This window comes from Citrobacter sp. Cpo071 (assembly GCF_030332765.1).
Lineage (GTDB): Bacteria > Pseudomonadota > Gammaproteobacteria > Enterobacterales > Enterobacteriaceae > Citrobacter > Citrobacter portucalensis.
Window position 1 is genome coordinate 364417 of the sequence record NZ_JAOWHE010000085.1, and the last position, 21146, is coordinate 385562.

Consider the following 21146-nt stretch of genomic DNA (forward strand, 5'->3'; position numbering starts at 1 on the left):
CTACAAATTTGCGGCAAGCGTTTTTGTGAAATAATTGTGACGAGAACGTTTTTTGCGCAATAAGCAAGGGGAAAACAAGGGATTAGCGCCGGGCAAGGTGATATTGCCCGGCGAACAGCATTAAAAACGGCTATCAACCGCAGAGGCGAGTTTTTCAACCAACAGTTCAGTATCTTCCCAGTTCAGGCACGGGTCGGTAATGGACTGACCGTAAACCAGCGGCTGGCCGCTAACGATTTTTTGCGTACCTTCACGCAAGAAACTCTCCGCCATAATCCCGGAAATCGCCGTCGAACCATTGCGAATTTGCTGGCATACATCATCACAAACGTCCAACTGACGGCGATGCTGCTTCTGGCAATTGCCGTGGCTAAAATCGACCACCAGATGCTCAGGCAGGGAAAATTCGTGCAGGGTATCGCAGGCGGCAGCAATATCTTCAGCATAATAATTCGGCTTTTTACCGCCACGCATGATGATATGCCCGTAAGGGTTACCGCTGGTCTGGTAAATGGTCATCTGACCGGTTTTATCCGGCGAGAGGAACATGTGACTGGCGCGGGAGGCGCGAATCGCATCGACGGCGATGCGCGTGTTGCCATCCGTTCCGTTCTTAAAGCCGACCGGGCAGGAGAGCGCGGAGGCCATTTCACGATGGATCTGACTTTCGGTGGTGCGCGCGCCAATAGCTCCCCAACTGATTAAATCAGCAATAAACTGGCCGGTCACCATGTCGAGGAATTCAGTCGCCGTGGGGACGCCCAGTTCGTTGACCTGCAACAGCAGTTTTCGCGCCAGTTCAATACCGTGGTTCACACGATAACTGCCATTCAAATCCGGGTCGGAAATCAGGCCTTTCCAGCCTACGACGGTGCGTGGTTTTTCAAAATAGGTACGCATCACGATTTCCAGACGCGCCTGGTGCTTAGCGCGCAGCGCCTGTAACCGTGTCGCGTATTCCATCGCGGCATCAAGATCGTGAATCGAGCAGGGACCTACGATCACCAGTAAACGGGGGTCTTCACCATTTAAAATTTTTTCTATCCGACGTCGGGAGTCCGTAACATGACGGGCGACGGAGGACGAAACAGGATGCCGTTGCGCAAGCTCTGCTGGAGTGACCAGGTTGTCAATACGCGCAGTACGGAGTTCATCGGTTCTGTTCATTACTTGTCTCAGAAATTTGTTGCTTCAACGGCAGGACTACCGGGAAGTGATGTACATCACAATATCACACTCATCCTGCCTGGTGGCGAGCATAATAACAAAAAATCGAACCAATGCACTAGCATTCTAGTACATGCGGCGATTCAATCCCATGATATCGAGGATCTTGGTAGCAATCTCTTCTACCGAATAATTGGTACTGTTCAGCCAGGGGATCTGGTTTTTCCGATAAAGCGCTTCCACCTCAGCAACTTCCATACGGCACTGACGCAGCGAGGCGTAACGGCTGTTCTCACGGCGTTCTTCGCGGATGGCCGCCAGGCGCTCAGGGTCGATAGTCAGACCGAACAGCTTATGCTGCAACGGCTTCAGGGAAGTGGGCAGCACCAGATTATCCATATCATCGGCAATAAAGGGGTAGTTGGCCGCGCGGATACCAAACTGCATGGCCAGATACAAACTGGTCGGGGTTTTGCCGCAACGGGAAACGCCGAGCAGGATCACCTGCGCCTGATCGAGGTTGCGCAACGAAATACCGTCGTCGTGGGCGAGGGTGTAGTCAATGGCAGCGATGCGCGCGTCGTACTTGTTGAGGTTACCGGGATTCAGACCGTGCGTGCGGTGGGCGATAGGCGTAGGGTCGAGTTTCATCTCGTGCTGCAGTGGGGCAACCAACGCCTGCACGATATCCTGACAAAACCCTTCGCTTTGCAGAATGATCGAGCGAATTTCCGGCAGGACGATGGAGTAAAACACTAAAGGGCGCACGCCAGTTTGTTGGTAGATAGCGTCAATCTGGTCTTTAACCGCGCGCGCACGACTCTCATTTTCCACAAACGGCAGCGTAATACTGCTGATCGTGACCGGAAATTGCGACATCACCGCGTGACCCAATACCTCGGCGGTGATGGCCGTACCATCAGAAATATAAAATACGTGACGATCAACAGCATTATCCATTTTGCTCATCCTGGGGCAGATATAATTCTCTGAAAGCATAAATTAAAATTCGCCAGAAGCGAATATTGCGGCATCTATTTTATAAAATGAAACGGTATTTTTATATTTAATGAAAAGTACATTTCATTTTTCGGAACAAATGTTTATACCGGTCATTTTTGTGGTGATCCCGTGTGGCTCGCGGGTTTGCGCAAATGCGGAAACAATCTGAAAAAATAAAAAATAAAGTTGCTTGAACGATTCACCGTTTTTTTCGCCGGAGTAAATATGCCAAGATAATTACGCAAAATTGAGTTTCCTAACCTCGTTCATATATAAGGATTGTTCGATGTCCAACAATGGCTCGTCACCGCTGGTGCTTTGGTATAACCAACTCGGCATGAATGATGTAGACAGAGTTGGAGGCAAAAATGCCTCCCTGGGTGAAATGATTACTAACCTTTCAGGTATGGGTGTTTCCGTACCGAATGGTTTTGCAACGACCGCCGATGCGTTTAACCAGTTTCTGGACCAGAGCGGTGTAAACCAGCGCATTTATGAGCTGCTGGATAAAACGGATATCGACGATGTCACTGAGCTTGCGAAAGCCGGGGCACAGATCCGCCAGTGGATTATCGACACTCCTTTCCAGCCCGAACTGGAAAATGCCGTCCGCGATGCCTACGCGCAGCTGTCAGCGGACGATGCCAATGCCTCTTTTGCCGTGCGTTCTTCCGCTACCGCAGAAGATATGCCAGATGCGTCATTTGCCGGTCAGCAGGAAACCTTCCTCAACGTCCAGGGATTTGATGCCGTACTGGTTGCCATCAAACACGTATTTGCCTCGCTGTTTAACGACCGCGCGATCTCTTATCGTGTTCACCAGGGCTATGACCACCGTGGCGTCGCACTTTCTGCTGGCGTTCAGCGGATGGTGCGTTCTGACCTCGCGTCCTCAGGCGTAATGTTCTCCATCGATACCGAATCCGGTTTCGACCAGGTTGTCTTTATCACGTCCGCCTGGGGCTTGGGCGAAATGGTCGTGCAGGGCGCCGTTAACCCGGATGAATTCTACGTGCACAAACCGACCCTGGCGGCTAACCGTCCGGCGATCGTCCGTCGCACAATGGGATCGAAAAAAATCCGCATGATTTACGCGCCGACCCAGGAACACGGTAAGCAGGTGACCATTGAAGATGTCCCGCAGGAACAACGCGACATTTTCTCCCTGACTAACGAAGAAGTGCAGGAACTGGCCAAGCAAGCGGTGCAGATCGAGAAGCACTACGGTCGTCCAATGGACATCGAATGGGCGAAAGACGGCCATACCGGCAAGCTGTTCATTGTTCAGGCTCGTCCAGAAACCGTGCGCTCTCGCGGTCAGGTGATGGAGCGTTATACGCTGCATGCTCAGGGTAAAATTATTGCTGAAGGTCGCGCCATCGGCCACCGCATTGGCGCGGGTCCGGTCAAAGTCATTCATGACATCAGCGAAATGAACCGCATCGAACCAGGCGACGTACTGGTTACCGACATGACCGACCCGGACTGGGAACCGATCATGAAGAAAGCGGCAGCAATTGTCACTAACCGTGGCGGTCGTACCTGTCACGCGGCAATCATTGCCCGTGAACTGGGGATCCCGGCCGTGGTGGGCTGTGGCGATGCGACCGAGCGCATGAAAGATGGTGAGAAGGTAACCGTCTCCTGTGCCGAAGGCGATACCGGTTATGTTTACGCTGACATGCTCGACTTTAGCGTGAAGAGTTCCAGCGTAGAGACCATGCCGGATCTGCCGTTGAAGGTGATGATGAACGTCGGTAACCCGGACCGGGCTTTCGACTTTGCCTGTCTGCCAAACGAAGGCGTCGGCCTGGCGCGTCTGGAATTTATCATCAACCGCATGATTGGCGTACACCCGCGTGCGCTGCTGGAGTTCGATGACCAGACGCCTGAACTGCAAAATGAAATCCGCGCCATGATGAAAGGTTTCGATTCTCCGCGTGAATTCTATGTCGGTCGTCTGACGGAAGGGATCGCAACGCTGGGTGCGGCGTTTTATCCAAAACGCGTCATCGTGCGTATGTCGGACTTTAAGTCCAACGAATATGCCAACCTGGTCGGCGGTGAGCGTTATGAACCGCATGAAGAGAATCCGATGCTGGGCTTCCGTGGGGCGGGCCGTTATGTTGCCGACAGCTTCCGCGACTGCTTCGCGCTGGAATGCGACGCGGTAAAACGTGTCCGTAACGACATGGGCCTGACTAACGTTGAAGTGATGGTACCGTTTGTACGTACCGTTGCCCAGGCGAAAGCGGTGGTGGAAGAGCTGGCACGCCAGGGGCTGAAACGCGGCGAGAACGGACTGAAGATCATCATGATGTGTGAGATCCCGTCTAACGCCTTGCTGGCCGAGCAGTTCCTCGAATACTTCGACGGCTTCTCCATCGGCTCAAACGACATGACGCAGCTGGCGCTGGGTCTGGATCGTGACTCTGGTGTGGTTTCTGAACTGTTTGATGAACGTAACGACGCGGTGAAAGCACTGCTGTCGATGGCGATTCGTGCAGCCAAGAAACAGGGTAAATACGTGGGTATTTGCGGCCAGGGACCTTCTGACCACGAAGACTTCGCAGCCTGGCTGATGGAAGAGGGGATCGACAGCCTGTCGCTGAACCCGGACACCGTCGTACAAACCTGGCTGAGTCTGGCTGAACTGAACAAGTAATATCATGCCTTATCCGGCCTATTCAACGTAGGCCGGATAAGATGCGTGAGCATCGCCATCCGGCGCTTTATCCTGTAATACTCTCCACGCTCAAACGCTGAATAATATCCTGACGAAGCTGGTATTTTTGTACTTTACCTGACGCCGTGCGCGGTAATTTCTCCACGATCACAATGTGCTCAGGGTATTTGTACTTTGCCACCCGCTTGCGGCTAAAAAATGCCACCACTGATTCCAGCGACAGCGAATGATGCGGAGGTTTTAGAACCACGTAAGCACACGACCTTTCACCTAACCGTTCGTCCGGCATCGCGACAACACAGGCATCGTGAATGCGAGGATGCTGCAATAAAATATCCTCAACTTCGCGGCTGCTGATGTTTTCTCCACCGCGGACAATGATATCTTTTTTCCGTCCGGTGATTTTGATGTACCCCGCATCGTCCATTCGGCATAAGTCGCCACTGTAATACCAGCCGTCTTGATCCAGCGCGCGGGCGGTGAGTTCGGGTTCATCGAGGTAGCCCATAAACACATTGGGACCACGCGAAGCTTCTTCACCTTCTACCCCCGCGGGCAACGTATTGCGTGCTTCGTCGACCACTTTAATTTCGACGCCTGCAGCAGCATATCCGTCGGTATTCATCATGCGAGAAAGCGAATCATCGAGATTGACCAGCGCATGCGGTGAACTCTCTGTCGAGCCATAAATGCTTAATAATTTTATGCCGAGCTGCTGGCAGTCACGGGCAATCTTCTGTGGAATGGTTGTGCCCCCACATAAGAAAAAGCGTAGCGATGAGAGATCGCGTGGTCGTTTTTCCATGCTACACAACATGTCGTAGACGAAGGGCGTTGCGCCGAGCACACAGGTACAGCGTTGTTGCTCCAGCAGTTCAAGACAGGCGGTTGGGGTGAAAATATCTAACAATACGCTGCGTGCGCCGATTAAAAACGGTGCAGTAACGCCATGCAGAAAACCGGTAGCGTGTCCCAGTGGTGCGGGCATCAAAAACACATCCTGCCAGGTGAGATTGAGGCGGGCACAGTAGGCGCGCTCGCTGGCAAGGATGTTGTTGTGGGTCAGCATTACGCCTTTTGGCATTCCCTCGGTACCGGAGGTAAACAACACTGCCGCCAGTTCATCGGCGTGAACATTAATCGTCTGGGTTAAAGGCGGAGCTAAAAGCAGTTGACTGAGCGCCAGCGAGGTCGTTGCCGGAGCTAGTTTATCCACGGCAACGATCTGTTGCAGATGCGGCAACTGGTTTTGTAAGGGGAGGATCAGATCGACCGGTCGGGTCTGTTTAAACAGCGTAGGTGCGAAAAAAATCTTCGCTTTACACTTATTTAGCACCCATATCAGCTCTGCTTCACGCCACGCTGGCAGCAGAGGTACGGAAACGGCCCCGGTTTTCAGGCAGGCCAGGTAGATAATCGTAAACTCGCACCAGCCCGGTAACTGGAAGGCAATGCGATCGCCGGGTTGAATACCGCAGGCTAAAAACCAGGTTGCCAGACTGCTGGCCGCGCTGTCGAGTGCAGCATAGGTGTATGAAGCGCCATGGTTATCAACCACGGCGATTTTATCTGGCATGGCTCTGGCAGTTTGGTTCCAGTAATCGCCAAGCGAAGCATCTCCCCATAAACCCTGTTGCCGCCAGACTTCGCGGCGTTCGGCGTTAAACGTTAGTGTGATACTCATGAAGTTATTCCCAGGATGATTTCGGCATACATCTGACCGGATGGCCGGCGTGGCCGATCCGGTGTACTACAGGCAAAATCCATTAGCCGTAGCGAAAATCAACGCCAAATGTTCCGACCGGATATTCCCATTGGTCGAGGATCGTGTCGCCGCACAGTACTCGACACGTTCCGCACTCCAGGCAACCAGCAGAATCAAAATGAATGTTTCCACTCTCATCCTGCTTATACAGCCCGGCGGGGCAGGCTTTCAGCAGCTTGCGAAATTCATTAAGGTCTGGATGTTCGGCCAGGATAATGTGCGGGTGGCCTTCATCGACATTGAATTTATTGACGCCCAGTTTGACGTCAACGTTAACGGTATTGTCCTGATTCATAGTGCAGTTGCCCCCTTGATACCGTCTTTCAGTAAGTTCATCAGCCCGATTTGTTTTGCGTGGGACATAATCATCTTGCGAACCGGTTGATTTGGACGTCCGTCAACGGTGAACATATCGCTCATGATGTCGGCCACCATACGCGGATACTGGGTGAACAGCCGTGGGTTTTCCATTAACGCCGGGATCTTGCGAAAATGCTGTAAATCACGCATCACACAGCCCTGTTCGAGCGCGCGCTTGTAGTCCATCAGGCTGCTGGCAGAGAAATCCTGGCGTTCTTTTGCTGCAATAGCTGTTTGGGCAGCGGCTTCTGCGGAAGCGATGGCCAAATCCATACCTCGCACCGTGAAACCCAGGTTCAAACAGAAACCGGCGGCATCTCCCACGATCATCACACCGTCATCGACCAGCTTTGGAACCATTGCCAGGCCGCCTTCCGGCACCATATGCGCGGAATATTCCAGTAGTTCTCCACCGGCAATCAATGGCCGAATAGTTGGATGTTGCTTAAAGTCTTCCAGCATTTGTGGAATGCTTTTTGTGGCATGGGCAATATCCCCCAGACCACACACCAGACCCAGAGAGATGGAGTCCTGGTTGGTATACAAAAATCCGCCTCCCATCAACCCATCAGACGGTGAGCCTGCAAACAGCCAGGCCGCGCCTTCATTACCTGAAAGATTGAAGCGATCTGCAATGACCGCTGGAGGTAAGCCGATCAGCTCTTTTACGCCAACGGCATAGTGATGTGCAGAAGAGGGCGGAACCATCCCCAGAGAACGCCCCAGCATAGAGTTGACGCCATCGGCAAGGATGACAATATTGGCTTCCAGGATATCGTCACCGGCCTGAACTCCGGTAACCTTATTACCTTCGCGGATCAGGGCATCGACGCGCACGCCGGGGATGAACTGCACGCCAGCTTGTTCCGCCTTATCCATTAGCCATGGGTCAAGTCTGTTGCGCAAAACGGTATACGAATCCTGCGTTGGTGCGTCAGCTTTTTCACGATGGAAATCGAGAGTGACGGCGCTTTCTTCGGTCAGAAAGGAGATTTTTTCGCGGGTGACTTTACGCTCGAGCGGCGCTTCCTGCGCGAACCCCGGCATGATGCGCTCAAGACTATGTGCATAGAGTCTTCCGCCGGTCATATTTTTACTACCAGCACTGTTACCGCGCTCGATGACCAGTACGTCCAGTCCGGCCTGAGCCATCACGTAGCCTGCAACCGTACCCGCCACGCCAGCACCGACCACAATGGCATCAAATTTTTCATCTGACATGCTTTATGCTCCCTTCCCGCTGCGAGGGCAGCGGGATATGTGCGTTAAATGTGGGGGTTAGCGGCTGAGATGCTCGATAAGAGCCGGAACGACTTTGTAGATGTCGCCGACCAGTCCGTAATCGGCGTAATTGAAAATAGGGGCTTTCTTATCTTTGTTGATGGCAACAATGACTTTCGCGCCGTTACCGCCAACCATATGCTGAATTTGTCCTGAAATGCCGAGGGTGAGGTAAAGGTCCGATTTCAGTAACACGCCAGAAACGCCGATGTAGCGTTCGCGTTCCATCCAGTTTTCGCCTTCGGCAATCGGTCGTGAACAACCCACTTCTGCACCCAGTACAGATGCCAACTGGCGCACCATCTCCAGATCGTTTTGCGCAACCAGGCCGCGGCCCACACCCACCACACGTTTGGCTTTGCTGAGATCCACGCTGCTCACGGATTTGGCGCGACGTTCCTGGCACATAATTTCATGGTGTGGTGCGATGTAAGGTGCAGAGACAACAGGGCAGGTATGTGAAGCATTAGCCTCTACCGGTTCAAGTACGCCTGGGGCAAGGGTGATAATTGCCTGAGTTGTTTTGATTTTTTCTTTGCCGAATGCCAGGCCACCGTACATACGGTGTTCTGCGAACAGTGAGCCATCATCAAGCGTTACCGACGTGGCGTCATTTACCATCGCTGCATTGAGCTGAATACTTAACCGCGCACCAAGGGATTTAGCGCGTTTTGTAGCTGGCATCAGCAATAGCCCGGTATGTTCTTGTATCAGGGCGGCGATGGTCTCGGCAAAATTTTCAACACGCTGTAAACCAGACGTTGTTTCAAGCACGACAATCTCATCGGCACCCAGAGGTTTAACCTGATTGGCCTGTTCGTTGCCTTGTACAATAAGGTGTACCTGTTCACCCCACAGGCGTGCGCCGGCCATTAATTCTGCATAGCGTTCTACGTTATCGCTGAACACCCATACGTTAGCTAATTTACTCATGATAATTTCTCTCCGTTGGGCTTAGTTCAGGGCTTTTTTCAGATGCTCAGCCAGCTCGGCGATGGCTTCTGCTGAGTCATTTTCCAGAATGATGTGCTTACGTTCTGTTTGTGGCGGAACGGTGAGGCTCACCAGTTCTGCTAACGGTGAGGCAGGTGTCCAGCCAATATCGCTGGCTTGCCACGGTGTGACTGGTTTTTTACCTGCGCCCAGAATGGCTTTCATCGAGGGAATACGCGGCGTATTGATATCCGAGGTTACGCACAGCACGGCGGGGAGCGACAGTTCAATCACTTCAACTTCGTCTTCCAGCGTACGTTCAACCACAATGCGATCGCCGTTACGTTGGATGTTGCTGACGGCGTTAATCACCGGAAGTTGTAAGAGTTCGCCAACCAGTAAGCCAACCTGCTGGGCGTAGATGTCTCCAGACCCTTCGCCGAACAGCATCAGGTCGAATTCAATGTTTTTGGCCGCGCAGGCCAGCGCCTGAGCCGTGTCTCGCGGTAATGAATGCTCCAGTTGGGGATCCTGCACCATAAACAAACTGTCCGGCCCGCGGGACAGTACGTCTTTACGCACTTTGGAGTTTTGCAGTAGCGAGCCGCCAACCGTTAAGGCGACAATTTCATCACCTTCCGCACTAAGTTGCGTCGCGGCCTCTATTGCATTCAAATCAAACTGACTGATTTTGGCATCGGCCCGGTCAAAGTTAAGCGAACGTTCTGGGGTAACAACAATGTCCTGTTCTTCAGGCACCAACTTAAAGCAGGTTATTAGTTTCATGGCATCTCCAGTGATTCTCGTGTTGATGATGACGGGGAGTGCCATCATCAACAGTAGGGAAAATTGACTGAAAATAGTGTGCGGCAGAGGGAGACTGTTTTCGACGGGGCAATCTGTTTTCATTCCCAACAATCTTGCAAAAAAAAGGACTTTAGGAATGCTGAGTTTATGAACGTAAAGACGACGTCGGGTGTTAAAGTGATAAATATGGAAATAAAATCGAGACGTTTTTTTGAGAAATGGATCATATTTTTATCCGTTTCTGCATGCACTTTGTTTCTGGTGTGTAAATTATTATTGCTGACTTAATAACATTTACACTTTCCTGTTATTTTAAAATAAAAACAATTTGTGCGAGCAGCGTGCTGAAGTTGGAGGTGTCATCTTGCAGACGACGCAAATAATTTTGTTTCGCCTGGACAGAATAACGTTGTATAACGTCTTCATCGTTTTTACTTTTCGATATTAATTATCCGCAAAATTACTGCCTTTCGGTGGAGGTTGTCATGTATCAACGCTGTTTTGATAATGCCATGGAGACCCTTTTTGAACAGGGAAAAACCCCGAGATTTTCGCGATTTGTCATCAGTGATGATCCTAACTGGGAGTCGGGTCATCATGTTCATGACAATGAAACAGAGCTTATCTATGTAAAAAAGGGTGTCGCAAGACTAATTATCGACTCTTCGCTGTATGTCGCACATGCAGGTGACATCGTGGTGATAGAACAAGGGCGGTTACATGCGGTTGCTTCCGATAGCAGTGCACCTGCAACCACTTACACCTGTGCGCTCTACGGCTTTCGTTTCAACGACTGGCAGGAGAACCAACTCTTGCAGATGCACTCGTGTCCGGTTATTAGCGTCAGCCAGGGCAAAGAGGTTATTAAAAGTATCTTTAATGAACTGAGTGTTATGATCCCGCAGAGCAAGAATAACCTGACGTCTTCCGCTTATGACGCCTTCGCTTATGCATTAACTGTTTTATATTACGAAAACTTTAAAAATGCTTATCGTTCTGAGCAGGGATATATTAAAAAAGATATCTTAATTAAAGATGTGTTGGTTTATTTAAATAACAACTTTCGAGAGAAAATTACGCTGGAACAGTTGTCTAAGAAATTTCGTGCCAGCGTGAGCTATATCTGTCATGAGTTTACTAAGGAGTATCGTATTTCGCCGATTAATTATGTGATTCAGCGGCGAATGACAGAGGCAAAATTTGCCCTGACGAATACGGAGTCCTCGTTGGCAGAAATTTCCTGGCGGGTAGGGTATGAAAATGTCGATCACTTTGCCAAACTCTTTCAGCGGCATGTGGGTTGTACCCCCAGCGATTATCGTAAGCAGTTTAAAAATAACCTTGTAGAACAGGAATGTTTGATGCCAGAAATATGATTAACCTGGCATGTGCCGGATAACGCATTTGCGCTATCCGGCAAGCATTACTGTTTACTTATTCTGATAATCTTTCAGGATTTGGCGACCCGCGACGTAAATCATGATTTCATCTGTACCACCGCCAATGCGTTCACAGCGGACATCACGCCAGAAGCGGGAAACGCGTGCTTCGTCGGTGTAACCCAGTCCACCCATAATCTGAATGGCGTCATCAATCACTTCCATTGCAGTACGTGCACAATACAGTTTTGCCAGCGCTGCACTGGTGCGCAGAGACTGTTCCTGATTGGCCTGCCAGGCGACTTTTAACACCATATTGCGCATGTTATCGATTTTAATCGCCATCAGCGCCAGTTTTTCCTGGATCATCTGATTGTGACCAATTGGCTTACCGAATGCGATGCGCTGGTTGGCGTAACGGGCGGCATCTTCGAAGGCGCATTCAGCAAAACCGGTACTGCGTGCAGCGTTGATCAAACGTTCCATTTCGAAGTTGTACATGACGTTGAGGAAACCCATGCCTTCCTCTCCGACCATATCGCTTTCATCCACTTCAACGTCATCAAGATAAACTTCGCAGGTGCTGAGCATATGCCAGCCGATTTTGTGCAGCGGATTAACCTTAATGCCGGGTTTCTTCGAATCGACCCACCATAGCGTAAAAGCTTTTTTCGGATCTTTTGGCTCCGGATCGCGGGCCAGTACCAGCATATATGGATACTCTTTCGCGCCGGTGATAAAGGTTTTCTGCCCGTTGAGATAGACCTTACCGTTTTTGCGAGTGTAGCTGGTGGTCGCGCTGTTGTTGTCGGAGCCAGCTCCCGGTTCGGTTAATGCCAGCGCATACGCTGGATCGCCCGTTTCCATGGTGCTTTCTGCGGTCTTACGCAACTGTTCAGCGGATCCAAAACGACGCATACTGTGAATGCACTGACCGTTAGTGATCAAAAAAGCGGGTGCGCCGCATTTTGAAACTTCCATCAGCGCCAGCATCTGTGTGACGTAATCCGCCGGGATGCCACCAAACTCTTCCGGAACGCCCAGCATCGAAATACCGTTGTCCGCCAGGGCACGCATAAACTCTTTCGGGTAGGTCGCCGTCTGATCGCAGGTACGGAAATATTCTTCCGGGAAATTGCTGGTAATCAGTTCTCGAATACTGGCAAGCAGCAGTTCTTGTTCTTCAGTTAAAGAAAAGTCCATCAGGGTACTCCTTTTAATTGGCGGCGTCGGGTAATACAAACCCCATCGAGGCATCGATAAATAATCTTTCGTCCATCAGCTTCAGATTTGGCGAAATAATTGGCGTGAAATCCATCTTGTCCAGGATGTCTTCCTGTAAAGAGACTCCCGGTGCAATTTCGATTAAATGAAGACCATCTGCTTTTAACGTAAATACAGCGCGTTCAGTGATGTAACGCACATCAAGTCCACGTTCGAGAGCAATTTTTCCGCTGAAAGTCACTTCAGGTAATTCGTTGACGAATTTTTTCACCCGACCTTCCTGCACAATATTTAACTTGCCATCGGCAACTTCCGTTTTCAGACTTCCGGCAGTTAACGTGCCGCAGAAAATAATTTTTTTGGAGGTGGCGCTAATATCGATAAAACCGCCGGTACCCATGATTTTGCCATTGAATTTGTGTACGCCGACGTTGCCGTGGCGATCGACTTCGGCAAAACTTAAATAGCACACGTCCAGTCCACCACCGTGATAGAAGTCAAACTGGGAGGTCATATCCAGAATGGCGCGGGTGTTGACGTTGGCGCCGAAAGCAATACCTTGAGAGGTGATGCCGCCAATCGGACCCGTTTCGACTGTCAGAATAAAATCGTCAGCACAGCCTTCTTCGCGCGCGACGAGGCCAATGCCATCGGCAATGCCTACGCCAACGTTGCCGACCGCACCTTTGCGCATTTCAAACAGGGCGCGTCTGGCCACCAGTTTACGCTGATTGAGCGGCAGGGCAGTCTGTTGGCTGTCATCGAGAACAAAATCGCCAGAGATAAAGCGGTTAACCGGCGCGCCACCATACAGTTGCGTTTGGTCGGGGTCGATGACCACAATATCGACCAGATAGCCGGGAATACGCACCGATTTCGGATGCAACGTGGCTTTCTTCACCATCTTTTGCACCTGCATCATAACGATGCCACCGTTATTGTGTACGGCCTGGGCAATCACCAGCGCATCAAGATACATCACTTCATCTTCAAAGGTGGCGTAGCCTTCACTGTCGCAAGTGGTGGCGCGAATAAAGGCGATGTTTGGCGCAATGGCCTTGTAATACAGATACTCTTTGTTATCAATTTCCACCAATTTGATCAGATCTTCGGTGGTCACTTCATTCAGCTTACCGCCCTGTTGGCGAGGGTCAACAAATGTACCAATGCCGATATCACTAAGGATCCCCGGCTGATGAGCCGCCGATGCACGCAGGGTTTGGGTTAATACGCCCTGAGGATAGTTATAGGCGGCAATTTTACTTTGTTCAGCCAGATCGGAGATTCGCGGTGATTGTCCCCAGTGTCCGCATAATGCCCATTTGACTAAACCTTCCTGTGCCAGTGGGCTAATTCCCCGGTCGGCACGGTCACCCAAACCTGTAGGACTAATCAATGCTAAATTTCGCGGTGACTGAGAGTTTTTATATTTTTCAGCCAGTGCATTAATTAATGTTGTTGCTTCGAGAATACCCCCTCCAGCACCTAATACACAAAGCGTTGCTTCATCAGGAATATAATTGACTGCATCTGCAGCGGATAATACGGGTACCCGACCATCTATACGATTTGGCCTTGAAAATTTCATGTGAACTCCAGATTATATGCGTGCGACTACCTGTCGCTATATTCGACAATAATATTGTGAGTTATTTAATGACGCTTGATTACCGGCCAGATATCCGTGGTTAGACGAATATCTGGGGTGGGGCATTACTGATATTTATATGGATATATCTGTAATTAAGCCTGATGCAATATTGTCAATACAGTACGCAGGTCGGTGACCGAAATTTGTCCTGGTGCGGAGGCTTTTTTTACTGCCCCAAAGGTTGCCGCTGAACCAAAAACCTCACCAGACAGACGTGAAATCACCCCTGTTTTAGCCATCGACATGGTGATTATCGGGCGATCGGCATAGCGTTCTTGCATTTCCAGCGTGGCACTAAGCAGCGTCAGAACATCCGTTTTATTTTGCGGCATCAAGGCAATCTTCGGAATATCTGCGCCCAGCTCCTGCATTTTACGCAGGCGCTGGACAATCTCTTCCGCGGCTGGTGTCTTATGAAAATCGTGATTGGACATAATCACAAAGACATTTTTCGCATGCGCATGCTCGACGGTCGCTTTGACCAGTTCGTCACCGGTAAACAGTTCCAGATCGATCATATCCACCAGATTGCTGTCTACCGCCGCGCGGTTAAGTGCAATATAGTGCTCGACAGACAGAGCCTGTTCACCGCCTTCTTTGGCGCTACGGAAGGTGAAAAGCAGTGGTTTGTCAGCCATCACATCGCGGATGGTGCGCGCAGCTTCCAGCACTGCCTCAATGGAAGAGACATCGGCGAAATGGTCTACGCGCCATTCCAGAATGTCGAAATCCGCTTCGCGATAGGCCAGCGCTTCGCTTTTTACCGTTGCGATGTCTTTACCCATCAGCGAGACAATGATCTTCGGCGCACCCTCGCCAATAACGAGGTTTTTTACGGTTACGGTTTTCATTGATTACCCTTTAACTATTGTACAAATGCTTGCCCGTCAGGCGGCAAAACCCATAACCTGTTTCACATACTCCAGTGGGAAATCTTTCCCGGTCCAGAGCTTGAACTGTTCAGCCCCTTGCCACAACAACATGCCGTAACCATCGATTGTTTTGCAACCAGCACTTTGTGCCTGCTGCAATAATTTGGTCATATGCGGGTTGTAGACGCATTCGGTTACCAGCAGTTCCGGACGCAGCAGGGACGCGTCGGTCACGAGAGACTCATTTTCCAGCGGCTTCATGCCGACTTTAGTGCCGTTGGTCAAAATATCTGCGCTGGCAAGTGCGTCAGCAAAAGCCTGGCGATCGGCGAGATCGATAACGGTGACCACGCAGTCGGTGTTTTCATTGACGCGTTTGGCAAACTCCTGCGCTTTGGCAAAAAACTCATCCTGGCGGTTAAAGAGTTTAATTTCTTTGATGCCTTCAATCGCTGCCTGTGCACCAATAGCCGTCGACGCACCGCCTGCGCCCAACAGTACCATGGTTTTACCTTTGATATCGAAACCACTTTCCTTAATTGCACGAATATGGCCCGTGCCATCGGTATTGTAACCGCGCAGGTAACCATCATCATTGACGATAGTGTTAATTGCGCCGACCAGCTTGGCTGCGGGTGTTAATTCATCAACATACTCACATGCCAGCTGCTTGTTGGGCATTGAGACCCCGGTACCCCGCATCTTTAAGGCCTTCAGCCCGGCAATTGCATTAGCAAACGTTGAGTTATCAACTTCAAATGCCATATAAGTGAATGGCAATCCCGCTTTTTCTAATGCCTTATTTTGCATTTCAGGCGACAGACTGTGTCTGATAGGGTAAGCCATCAAACCAATCAGTTCATATTTAGCAGTTACGTCCATTTGATACTCCTTCTAAACAATTTATTGAAAATAACGCTCGCCCAACCGCACATCATTTTTGGGGATATCAAATACGCGGTAGTAACGAATAAAGACGATGATGGCGGTGACAAAAGCCAACAGAGCAAATGCAAGGTCCAGCAAAATAATGTATTGCAGACCAATGTTAGAGAGGTATCCGGTGATTAATGGGATAATAAAGTTGGCTACGCCACCCATCATCATATAAATACTGGTGACTTTGGCCTTGCTCTTGGGAAAGAACTCTGACATCACCGATACACCGAGCTGTAAAATACCGCCAGCGGCAGAGAATCCAATGAGAAATGAACCGGCGTTACATACCAGCGGAGATGGGTATAAATAGATCACGGCTGCGGTGATGGTTGCCAGTCCGGCGTTAAATACGTTTGCCCAAATAGGTCGTACCCATTTTTTCAACAATGCGGCAAAGATAAATACGCAGACCAACGACCCCATACTGTAGTAAGAGATTGTTTTCAGTGCGTCGGATTCTGCCATACCGGCAAAGGCCATCGCATATTTCGGCATCCAGACCACGATAACGTAAAAAGTCGAAAAGGCAGCAACACCAAACATGACGGATGCCACACCTTCCAGCCAGACCAACGGTTTACTGTTCATCTGTGGCAGATCTTTTGCGATGCCGGCATCCACCATCTGGCTGGGGAAACGACTTTTTAGCAGCATCAGGGTAATGACTACAAACAACGCACCTGGGATAATGACCGCATAACCGTACCAGATATGGTTGAGCAGCATGGTGCTGACGACGATGGGGTAGATCATCTGCCCAAACGAGACCATAGCTTTCACCAGGATAACGGCTGAGCCAGAGGCTTTAGGGAAGCATTCCATTAACGCCGGGTACCCACCGGTATCCAGTGCCGAGTTTGCCACGCCAACGCAAACGGCCAGAATAAAGGCAATCATCAGATTAGGGCTGGCGGGAATACCGAAGAAGAACAGTATATAAAGAATAGCCCCTAACAGAATGATAGCCCGACGACCAAATTTATCTGAGAGCACGCCAAAGAATAAGATGCTCACCAGTCGTCCCAGACCAATGCCTGAAATTAAATAGGCAATTCCTGCATTGTCGGTGGAAAACTTTTCTGCAAGAGAGGTCATATTTTGCGCCAGTGTAATGACGCTAATGCCGTGTAGGAAATAACTTAAATAAATACAGGTTATCGCCAAAAGAAATGGCGTATTAAAGGTCTTGCTTTGAGACATTTTCACAACTCCTTGCGGATTTTAAAATTGTTCTGTGCTCGTCGATATTGTTTAAATTGCGGCGACCTTGTAATTAATATACCGGGCGGCAGCCACAGAACCTACATAGCATGGCGTTTAAGTTACCAGGTATATTGCATAACACACTGTGAAATTGAACTCTGCCAGCCGGTGTTTTGTTGATGTTTTAAAACATATGCCAATTATTTTGCAGAAGGGGGGAACAATATTGCATCCACGCTATTCTACGGCTTGTATCATTTTTAGCTGATGCTTTGACGCGATGTGGCTGCGATAACCAATAAATAACGCCAACAGGAACCCAACAGCAGCTATGCCAGTATCAAACCACATGATGTGAGCAATACTGGTTTCTGAGAGTTTTGCTGTTATCAATGGAATGGTGAAGGTCGCAATGCTGCCCGCGCTATAGTAAATCCCGGTCGCTTTACCCTTCGCATGCGGAAAGCGTGCGGCCATGAGCGTTAAACCGATTTGCACAACGCCCCCAGCGGAAGAAAAACCGATGACAAACGCAAAGATAATGACCACGTAGGGTGTCGGATGCAGACAAACCATCAGCAATGCGACAAATGAGATAAACGTATACAGCATCAGCATCGATGTCGCGCGTTCTGCTTTTCGCGCCAGCGGGGCGGTGATCAGCACGCACAGTAGAGAGCCGCAGGTATAAATGCTTAACAGTTTGATAGATAACGTATAGGACATTCCTGCGACAAACTGTCCGTATTGCGCCAGCCACTGGCTTACCAGGTAAAATGTTGCCATTGCGATGTAGCCGTACAGGGTGTAACTGGCAAGGTCGAGCAGGGAGCAACGATGTTCAGGTTGTGCGGTTTCTCGTTCAGCAGGTTGTGCCCGGATGACGGTATGAGGCCCGGGGTGTGGCGGAAACCGACAGCGAAACAAAAACACGCCGTTGAGTATCATAACGGCAGCCGCCAGCAGGAAGGACCAGCCAAACCAAAGTTCGCTCCACACCAGCAGGCTGATGATCATTGGCAGCAGGAACTGACCGCTGGAGACGAAGGCTTTTATCAAAATATTGGCCGTGCTGGGGGAGCGGGGGAATGCCTCCATCAGGCTGGGATAGGTTCCGGCATCGAGAAAACTGTTTGCCATCCCTGCTAAAAAGCCAAAGGCATAGGCAAGAAAAATACTGTGAGTATTGATGATGCCAATAAAGAAAATCAGGTAGCAGGTCATACCAAGGATAATGAATGGTCTGCGACCGTAGCGATCGGAAAGCATCCCTGCCACTAATAAAACGCTTAAGCGGCCGATACCGAGTGAGGAAATAACAATCGAGACGCCCGCAGCATTGGTTTGCCACTGTTGTTCCAGCGAAGACATATTGAGGCTCATCAGAATGACCCCCATACCGTGCACAAGGTAATTTAGGTACAGCCCTATCGCAGTGGAGAAATAGGTGTTTTTCATAATGTGTTACTCAGCGAAGAGGCTAAATAGGTATGGCGTTGCAATCTCTTAACACATACGCTCGAGATCGTGAGCATAGAGTTCAACAGCAGCCGACTGATAGATTTTCCAGTCGAGAAAACCATCGTGGTGATAAACCGCCTGAAAAGCGTTCAGATCGGGGAAAAAACGCATGGTGTTATTACCGATACGATTATTTATTTTGTCGATAATTGCATTAATTCTTAACTTCCTCCTTGCTTTCATTTCTGAACAAATGCGGATGATGTCTTCTGGAATTTCTCTTTCACCCTTTTCCCATTGCTGCCAGGCGGCAACATTGTTATCGCGCGCGATATACCTGGCGCTTTCTTCCACCGTCATAGCAAAAATATGGCGGATCGCCTGTAGTTCTAATGCGTTCATTATTTGGTCACTTCATAAAAGACGGTGGAATAGTAATAACATTGCTGTGGATATTTCTGCTTGAAGAGAGTCACAGTATTTTGTGCAATATTATTTGTTGTACGCCGAAGGAAGAGGAGGCATGTTGCCCGGAAAGGCTGGAGGATTGGCTGTGTGAAGGACAAAAAAAGCCCATCGTGGGAGATGGGTAACCAGAGATAACGAGGCTTACAGTGAAAATCTAGAGATCATGAAGCTTAGCTATGAACACAAAAATTGCACACTTGCAGCACTCCGTAAAGAAAGGATACTTGTGGCGTCAGCGGCACGGCAAAAACACGATAGAGATTGCCTTTCAAACGACAGAGCCTGAGAAGGCAACAGCACGTTGTGCAATGTTAACAATCCGCTTCCTTCAACTGCACCCTAAGCGTGTCTATCAATAACCCACCCAATTCTACCCTTTGTTTTTATACTCCTTAGAATCTCTTACAGAAAATCATAGCAAGAACAGGGCTTGTCGGTTCGGATGTGTAGTTTATGGTAATCTACAATCATCTATACATATCAATGTGTTAGCCTTCTCTCCGTCTTGAGATTGTATTACTGTTGTATGTTAAGCCTGTTCAGGCCTCACCATTGCCTGTGCTATATGATAATTCTGGTAGAATTTCTATATCCCTTATGTATCAAGGTCTTGGGCTCATCTTGTGTGCTTGCTGTGTGCTACCACCATCAGCTTTGTATTCTTTCTGTTCTATTGTTTCCGTGTTGGCCTTACAGGCGGCCTGAAGCTACGAGGGGGCTTAGAACTTATAGGGAGGCTTGTAAGAGTAATAAGGAGATTTATAAGACTTATGAGGGAATTTATAGGGCTTTCCCGGCTGCAATTAATGGATGGTTTATAAGGATTGGCTTAGTCTGTAACACCATCTTTTCTCTTTTCAGTGCCTGCCAAAGGCAGAAATAAGGCTATAAGTGTGTGATTTGTCTGTAAATAACTACGCGATGCCCACATATCTACCGTATGCCTTGTCTGTTATCTTTCAGCTAGTTAGCAGAGCTAACACACGTCTACAGGCTGCTTCTCTATCGCGTAAGTGGTAATAACTACCTGGTAAAAAGAAACATTAATAAACATATTTCACACATGTTATATCCGTTATAACTTCCGTGTAATTGTATACGGTGAATTAAGAAATGGACTCTGATTAGAAGGTGTGAAGGGATTAGTAACTTAATAAATTCTTAATGTATTTGTGCTGAATCTGTGCCTGTTGGTTTACATGAATATACATTAGGAGTTTAATTGCAGCCCATTTCATAGGCTTTAGATTTGGCCTGTTTCCCATCACTATTTTGTAGTGGTGTTTGTGTTATATAGATAATAAAGGCATTCAGAATGAAGCGTTTTTTACTCACGGCTATTATTGCGGGTTTACTAGCTGGTTGTGTTAATGACATTCCTAGTAAGTATGACCACTCTACTGTTAATGGTTCCAATATGACTAAAGCAGAGTTGGTAGCAAAGCTTGGTATCCCTAGCAGAACAATGAAAGTAGATGAACATATCACCACCTATCAGTGGGACAGTAATCAAGGTAGCTCATCTGTAGGCCACTCTCAGAGTAACTCTATTGGTGGTGCTTATGGTGAGTCTCAATATAACTATGGTGGTGAGGTTGATTCCGCTGCTATTGGTAGTAGTTACACTGTAGGTGATAGTACAGGTGATGTTACAACTCACGTTTGTGCATACTCAGCAGCCATTGATAACACAAGTAATAAAGTAGTATCAGCAGACTTAGTAGGCACTGTAGATAATAAGTGTCTATCACACTTTGAAAACATGCTGACGTTAGATAATGTGGCTGTGACTAAACATAACGATATGGAATCACATGATGCTAACGTCCGAGATTACGCCCCTTGGTGGGTGTTAATGCCATTAGGTGGTTTGTTCGTTGCTATTCATAACCATCATGCTGTAGCAAAAGAACTTGAACCAGTACGATAATAATATAGAGCCTCTTTG

17 protein-coding genes are annotated in these 21146 nt (G+C 49.1%); 3 read left to right on the forward strand and 14 right to left on the reverse strand.

What is annotated here, in order from left to right; genetic code table 11:
• Positions 1–120 precede the first annotated feature (120 nt).
• Positions 121–1167, reverse strand: a complete 1047-nt coding sequence (gene aroH / locus OGY09_RS18910; protein WP_032943172.1) for a 3-deoxy-7-phosphoheptulonate synthase AroH — start codon at positions 1165–1167, stop codon at positions 121–123.
• Positions 1168–1293: 126 nt separating this feature from the next.
• Complete coding sequence (gene ppsR, locus OGY09_RS18915; RefSeq protein ID WP_003832602.1) at positions 1294–2127, reverse strand: posphoenolpyruvate synthetase regulatory kinase/phosphorylase PpsR; 834 nt, start codon at positions 2125–2127, stop codon at positions 1294–1296.
• Positions 2128–2455: 328 nt separating this feature from the next.
• Here ppsR and ppsA point away from each other — a divergent pair, with 328 nt between their 5' ends.
• The gene (gene ppsA / locus OGY09_RS18920) at positions 2456–4834 is read left to right on the forward strand and encodes a phosphoenolpyruvate synthase (protein WP_003832604.1); all 2379 of its coding nucleotides are present in this window, start codon (positions 2456–2458) and stop codon (positions 4832–4834) included.
• 67 nt (positions 4835–4901) lie between these two features.
• On the opposite strand, the gene fadK is transcribed toward ppsA, so the two are convergent.
• From fadK to OGY09_RS18945, 5 genes are all read right to left on the reverse strand, one after another.
• A complete protein-coding gene (gene fadK, locus OGY09_RS18925; RefSeq protein WP_032943173.1) occupies positions 4902–6539 on the reverse strand; it encodes a medium-chain fatty-acid--CoA ligase in 1638 nt (545 codons plus the stop codon).
• Between the two features lie 82 nt (positions 6540–6621).
• Positions 6622–6915: a ferredoxin family protein gene (locus OGY09_RS18930; RefSeq protein WP_003832609.1), complete on the reverse strand. Its 294-nt coding sequence runs from the start codon at positions 6913–6915 to the stop codon at positions 6622–6624.
• Positions 6912–8201 (reverse strand): FAD-dependent oxidoreductase, encoded by a 1290-nt coding sequence (locus OGY09_RS18935; RefSeq protein WP_032943174.1) that lies wholly within the window; start codon positions 8199–8201, stop codon positions 6912–6914. The genes OGY09_RS18930 and OGY09_RS18935 overlap by 4 nt, the downstream gene beginning before the upstream one ends.
• Before the next feature lie 57 nt (positions 8202–8258).
• Complete coding sequence (locus OGY09_RS18940; protein ID WP_032943175.1) at positions 8259–9194, reverse strand: electron transfer flavoprotein subunit alpha; 936 nt, start codon at positions 9192–9194, stop codon at positions 8259–8261.
• Positions 9195–9215: 21 nt separating this feature from the next.
• Entirely contained in the window at positions 9216–9980 is a 765-nt protein-coding gene (locus OGY09_RS18945) for an electron transfer flavoprotein (RefSeq protein ID WP_020996442.1), read from the reverse strand.
• A gap of 506 nt (positions 9981–10486) precedes the next feature.
• On the opposite strand from OGY09_RS18945, the gene OGY09_RS18950 reads away from it, so the two are divergent.
• Positions 10487–11377 carry an AraC family transcriptional regulator gene (locus OGY09_RS18950; RefSeq protein WP_032943176.1) on the forward strand — a complete coding sequence of 297 codons (891 nt, stop codon included), beginning with the start codon at positions 10487–10489 and terminating at the stop codon, positions 11375–11377.
• 54 nt (positions 11378–11431) lie between these two features.
• Here OGY09_RS18950 and OGY09_RS18955 read toward each other — a convergent pair whose 3' ends face one another.
• The 7 genes from OGY09_RS18955 to OGY09_RS18985 form a co-directional block, all read right to left on the reverse strand.
• The gene (locus OGY09_RS18955) at positions 11432–12583 is read right to left on the reverse strand and encodes an acyl-CoA dehydrogenase (RefSeq protein WP_032943177.1); all 1152 of its coding nucleotides are present in this window, start codon (positions 12581–12583) and stop codon (positions 11432–11434) included.
• A 13-nt stretch (positions 12584–12596) separates the two neighbouring features.
• Positions 12597–14192 (reverse strand): acyl CoA:acetate/3-ketoacid CoA transferase, encoded by a 1596-nt coding sequence (locus OGY09_RS18960; protein WP_032943178.1) that lies wholly within the window; start codon positions 14190–14192, stop codon positions 12597–12599.
• Positions 14193–14347: 155 nt separating this feature from the next.
• Complete coding sequence (gene aroD, locus OGY09_RS18965; RefSeq protein ID WP_032943179.1) at positions 14348–15106, reverse strand: type I 3-dehydroquinate dehydratase; 759 nt, start codon at positions 15104–15106, stop codon at positions 14348–14350.
• A gap of 36 nt (positions 15107–15142) precedes the next feature.
• Complete coding sequence (gene ydiB / locus OGY09_RS18970) at positions 15143–16009, reverse strand: quinate/shikimate dehydrogenase (protein WP_003836604.1); 867 nt, start codon at positions 16007–16009, stop codon at positions 15143–15145.
• Between the two features lie 21 nt (positions 16010–16030).
• Entirely contained in the window at positions 16031–17266 is a 1236-nt protein-coding gene (locus OGY09_RS18975; protein ID WP_032943180.1) for an MFS transporter, read from the reverse strand.
• A gap of 240 nt (positions 17267–17506) precedes the next feature.
• On the reverse strand, positions 17507–18727 hold the full coding sequence (locus tag OGY09_RS18980; RefSeq protein WP_032943181.1) for an MFS transporter: 1221 nt from the start codon (positions 18725–18727) through the stop codon (positions 17507–17509).
• Positions 18728–18775: 48 nt separating this feature from the next.
• Positions 18776–19132, reverse strand: a complete 357-nt coding sequence (locus tag OGY09_RS18985; RefSeq protein ID WP_008784601.1) for a YdiL family protein — start codon at positions 19130–19132, stop codon at positions 18776–18778.
• Positions 19133–20513: 1381 nt separating this feature from the next.
• Here OGY09_RS18985 and OGY09_RS18990 point away from each other — a divergent pair.
• Positions 20514–21128 carry a hypothetical protein gene (locus OGY09_RS18990; RefSeq protein WP_032943183.1) on the forward strand — a complete coding sequence of 205 codons (615 nt, stop codon included), beginning with the start codon at positions 20514–20516 and terminating at the stop codon, positions 21126–21128.
• Positions 21129–21146 lie beyond the last annotated feature (18 nt).

Bases quoted from the DNA above. Each gene is read 5' to 3' on its own strand.
- OGY09_RS18945 (WP_020996442.1), bottom strand. From the start codon at position 9,980: ATGAAACTAATAACCTGCTTTAAGTTGGTGCCTGAAGAACAGGACATT.
- OGY09_RS18975 (WP_032943180.1), bottom strand. From the start codon at position 17,266: ATGTCTCAAAGCAAGACCTTTAATACGCCATTTCTTTTGGCGATAACC.
- OGY09_RS18990 (WP_032943183.1), top strand. From the start codon at position 20,514: ATGAAGCGTTTTTTACTCACGGCTATTATTGCGGGTTTACTAGCTGGT.
- OGY09_RS18960 (WP_032943178.1), bottom strand. From the start codon at position 14,192: ATGAAATTTTCAAGGCCAAATCGTATAGATGGTCGGGTACCCGTATTA.
- ppsA (WP_003832604.1), top strand. From the start codon at position 2,456: ATGTCCAACAATGGCTCGTCACCGCTGGTGCTTTGGTATAACCAACTC.
- ydiB (WP_003836604.1), bottom strand. From the start codon at position 16,009: ATGGACGTAACTGCTAAATATGAACTGATTGGTTTGATGGCTTACCCT.
- OGY09_RS18950 (WP_032943176.1), top strand. From the start codon at position 10,487: ATGTATCAACGCTGTTTTGATAATGCCATGGAGACCCTTTTTGAACAG.
- OGY09_RS18955 (WP_032943177.1), bottom strand. From the start codon at position 12,583: ATGGACTTTTCTTTAACTGAAGAACAAGAACTGCTGCTTGCCAGTATT.
- OGY09_RS18980 (WP_032943181.1), bottom strand. From the start codon at position 18,727: ATGAAAAACACCTATTTCTCCACTGCGATAGGGCTGTACCTAAATTAC.
- OGY09_RS18935 (WP_032943174.1), bottom strand. From the start codon at position 8,201: ATGTCAGATGAAAAATTTGATGCCATTGTGGTCGGTGCTGGCGTGGCG.
- OGY09_RS18930 (WP_003832609.1), bottom strand. From the start codon at position 6,915: ATGAATCAGGACAATACCGTTAACGTTGACGTCAAACTGGGCGTCAAT.
- ppsR (WP_003832602.1), bottom strand. From the start codon at position 2,127: ATGGATAATGCTGTTGATCGTCACGTATTTTATATTTCTGATGGTACG.
- OGY09_RS18940 (WP_032943175.1), bottom strand. From the start codon at position 9,194: ATGAGTAAATTAGCTAACGTATGGGTGTTCAGCGATAACGTAGAACGC.
- aroH (WP_032943172.1), bottom strand. From the start codon at position 1,167: ATGAACAGAACCGATGAACTCCGTACTGCGCGTATTGACAACCTGGTC.
- fadK (WP_032943173.1), bottom strand. From the start codon at position 6,539: ATGAGTATCACACTAACGTTTAACGCCGAACGCCGCGAAGTCTGGCGG.
- OGY09_RS18985 (WP_008784601.1), bottom strand. From the start codon at position 19,132: ATGAACGCATTAGAACTACAGGCGATCCGCCATATTTTTGCTATGACG.
- aroD (WP_032943179.1), bottom strand. From the start codon at position 15,106: ATGAAAACCGTAACCGTAAAAAACCTCGTTATTGGCGAGGGTGCGCCG.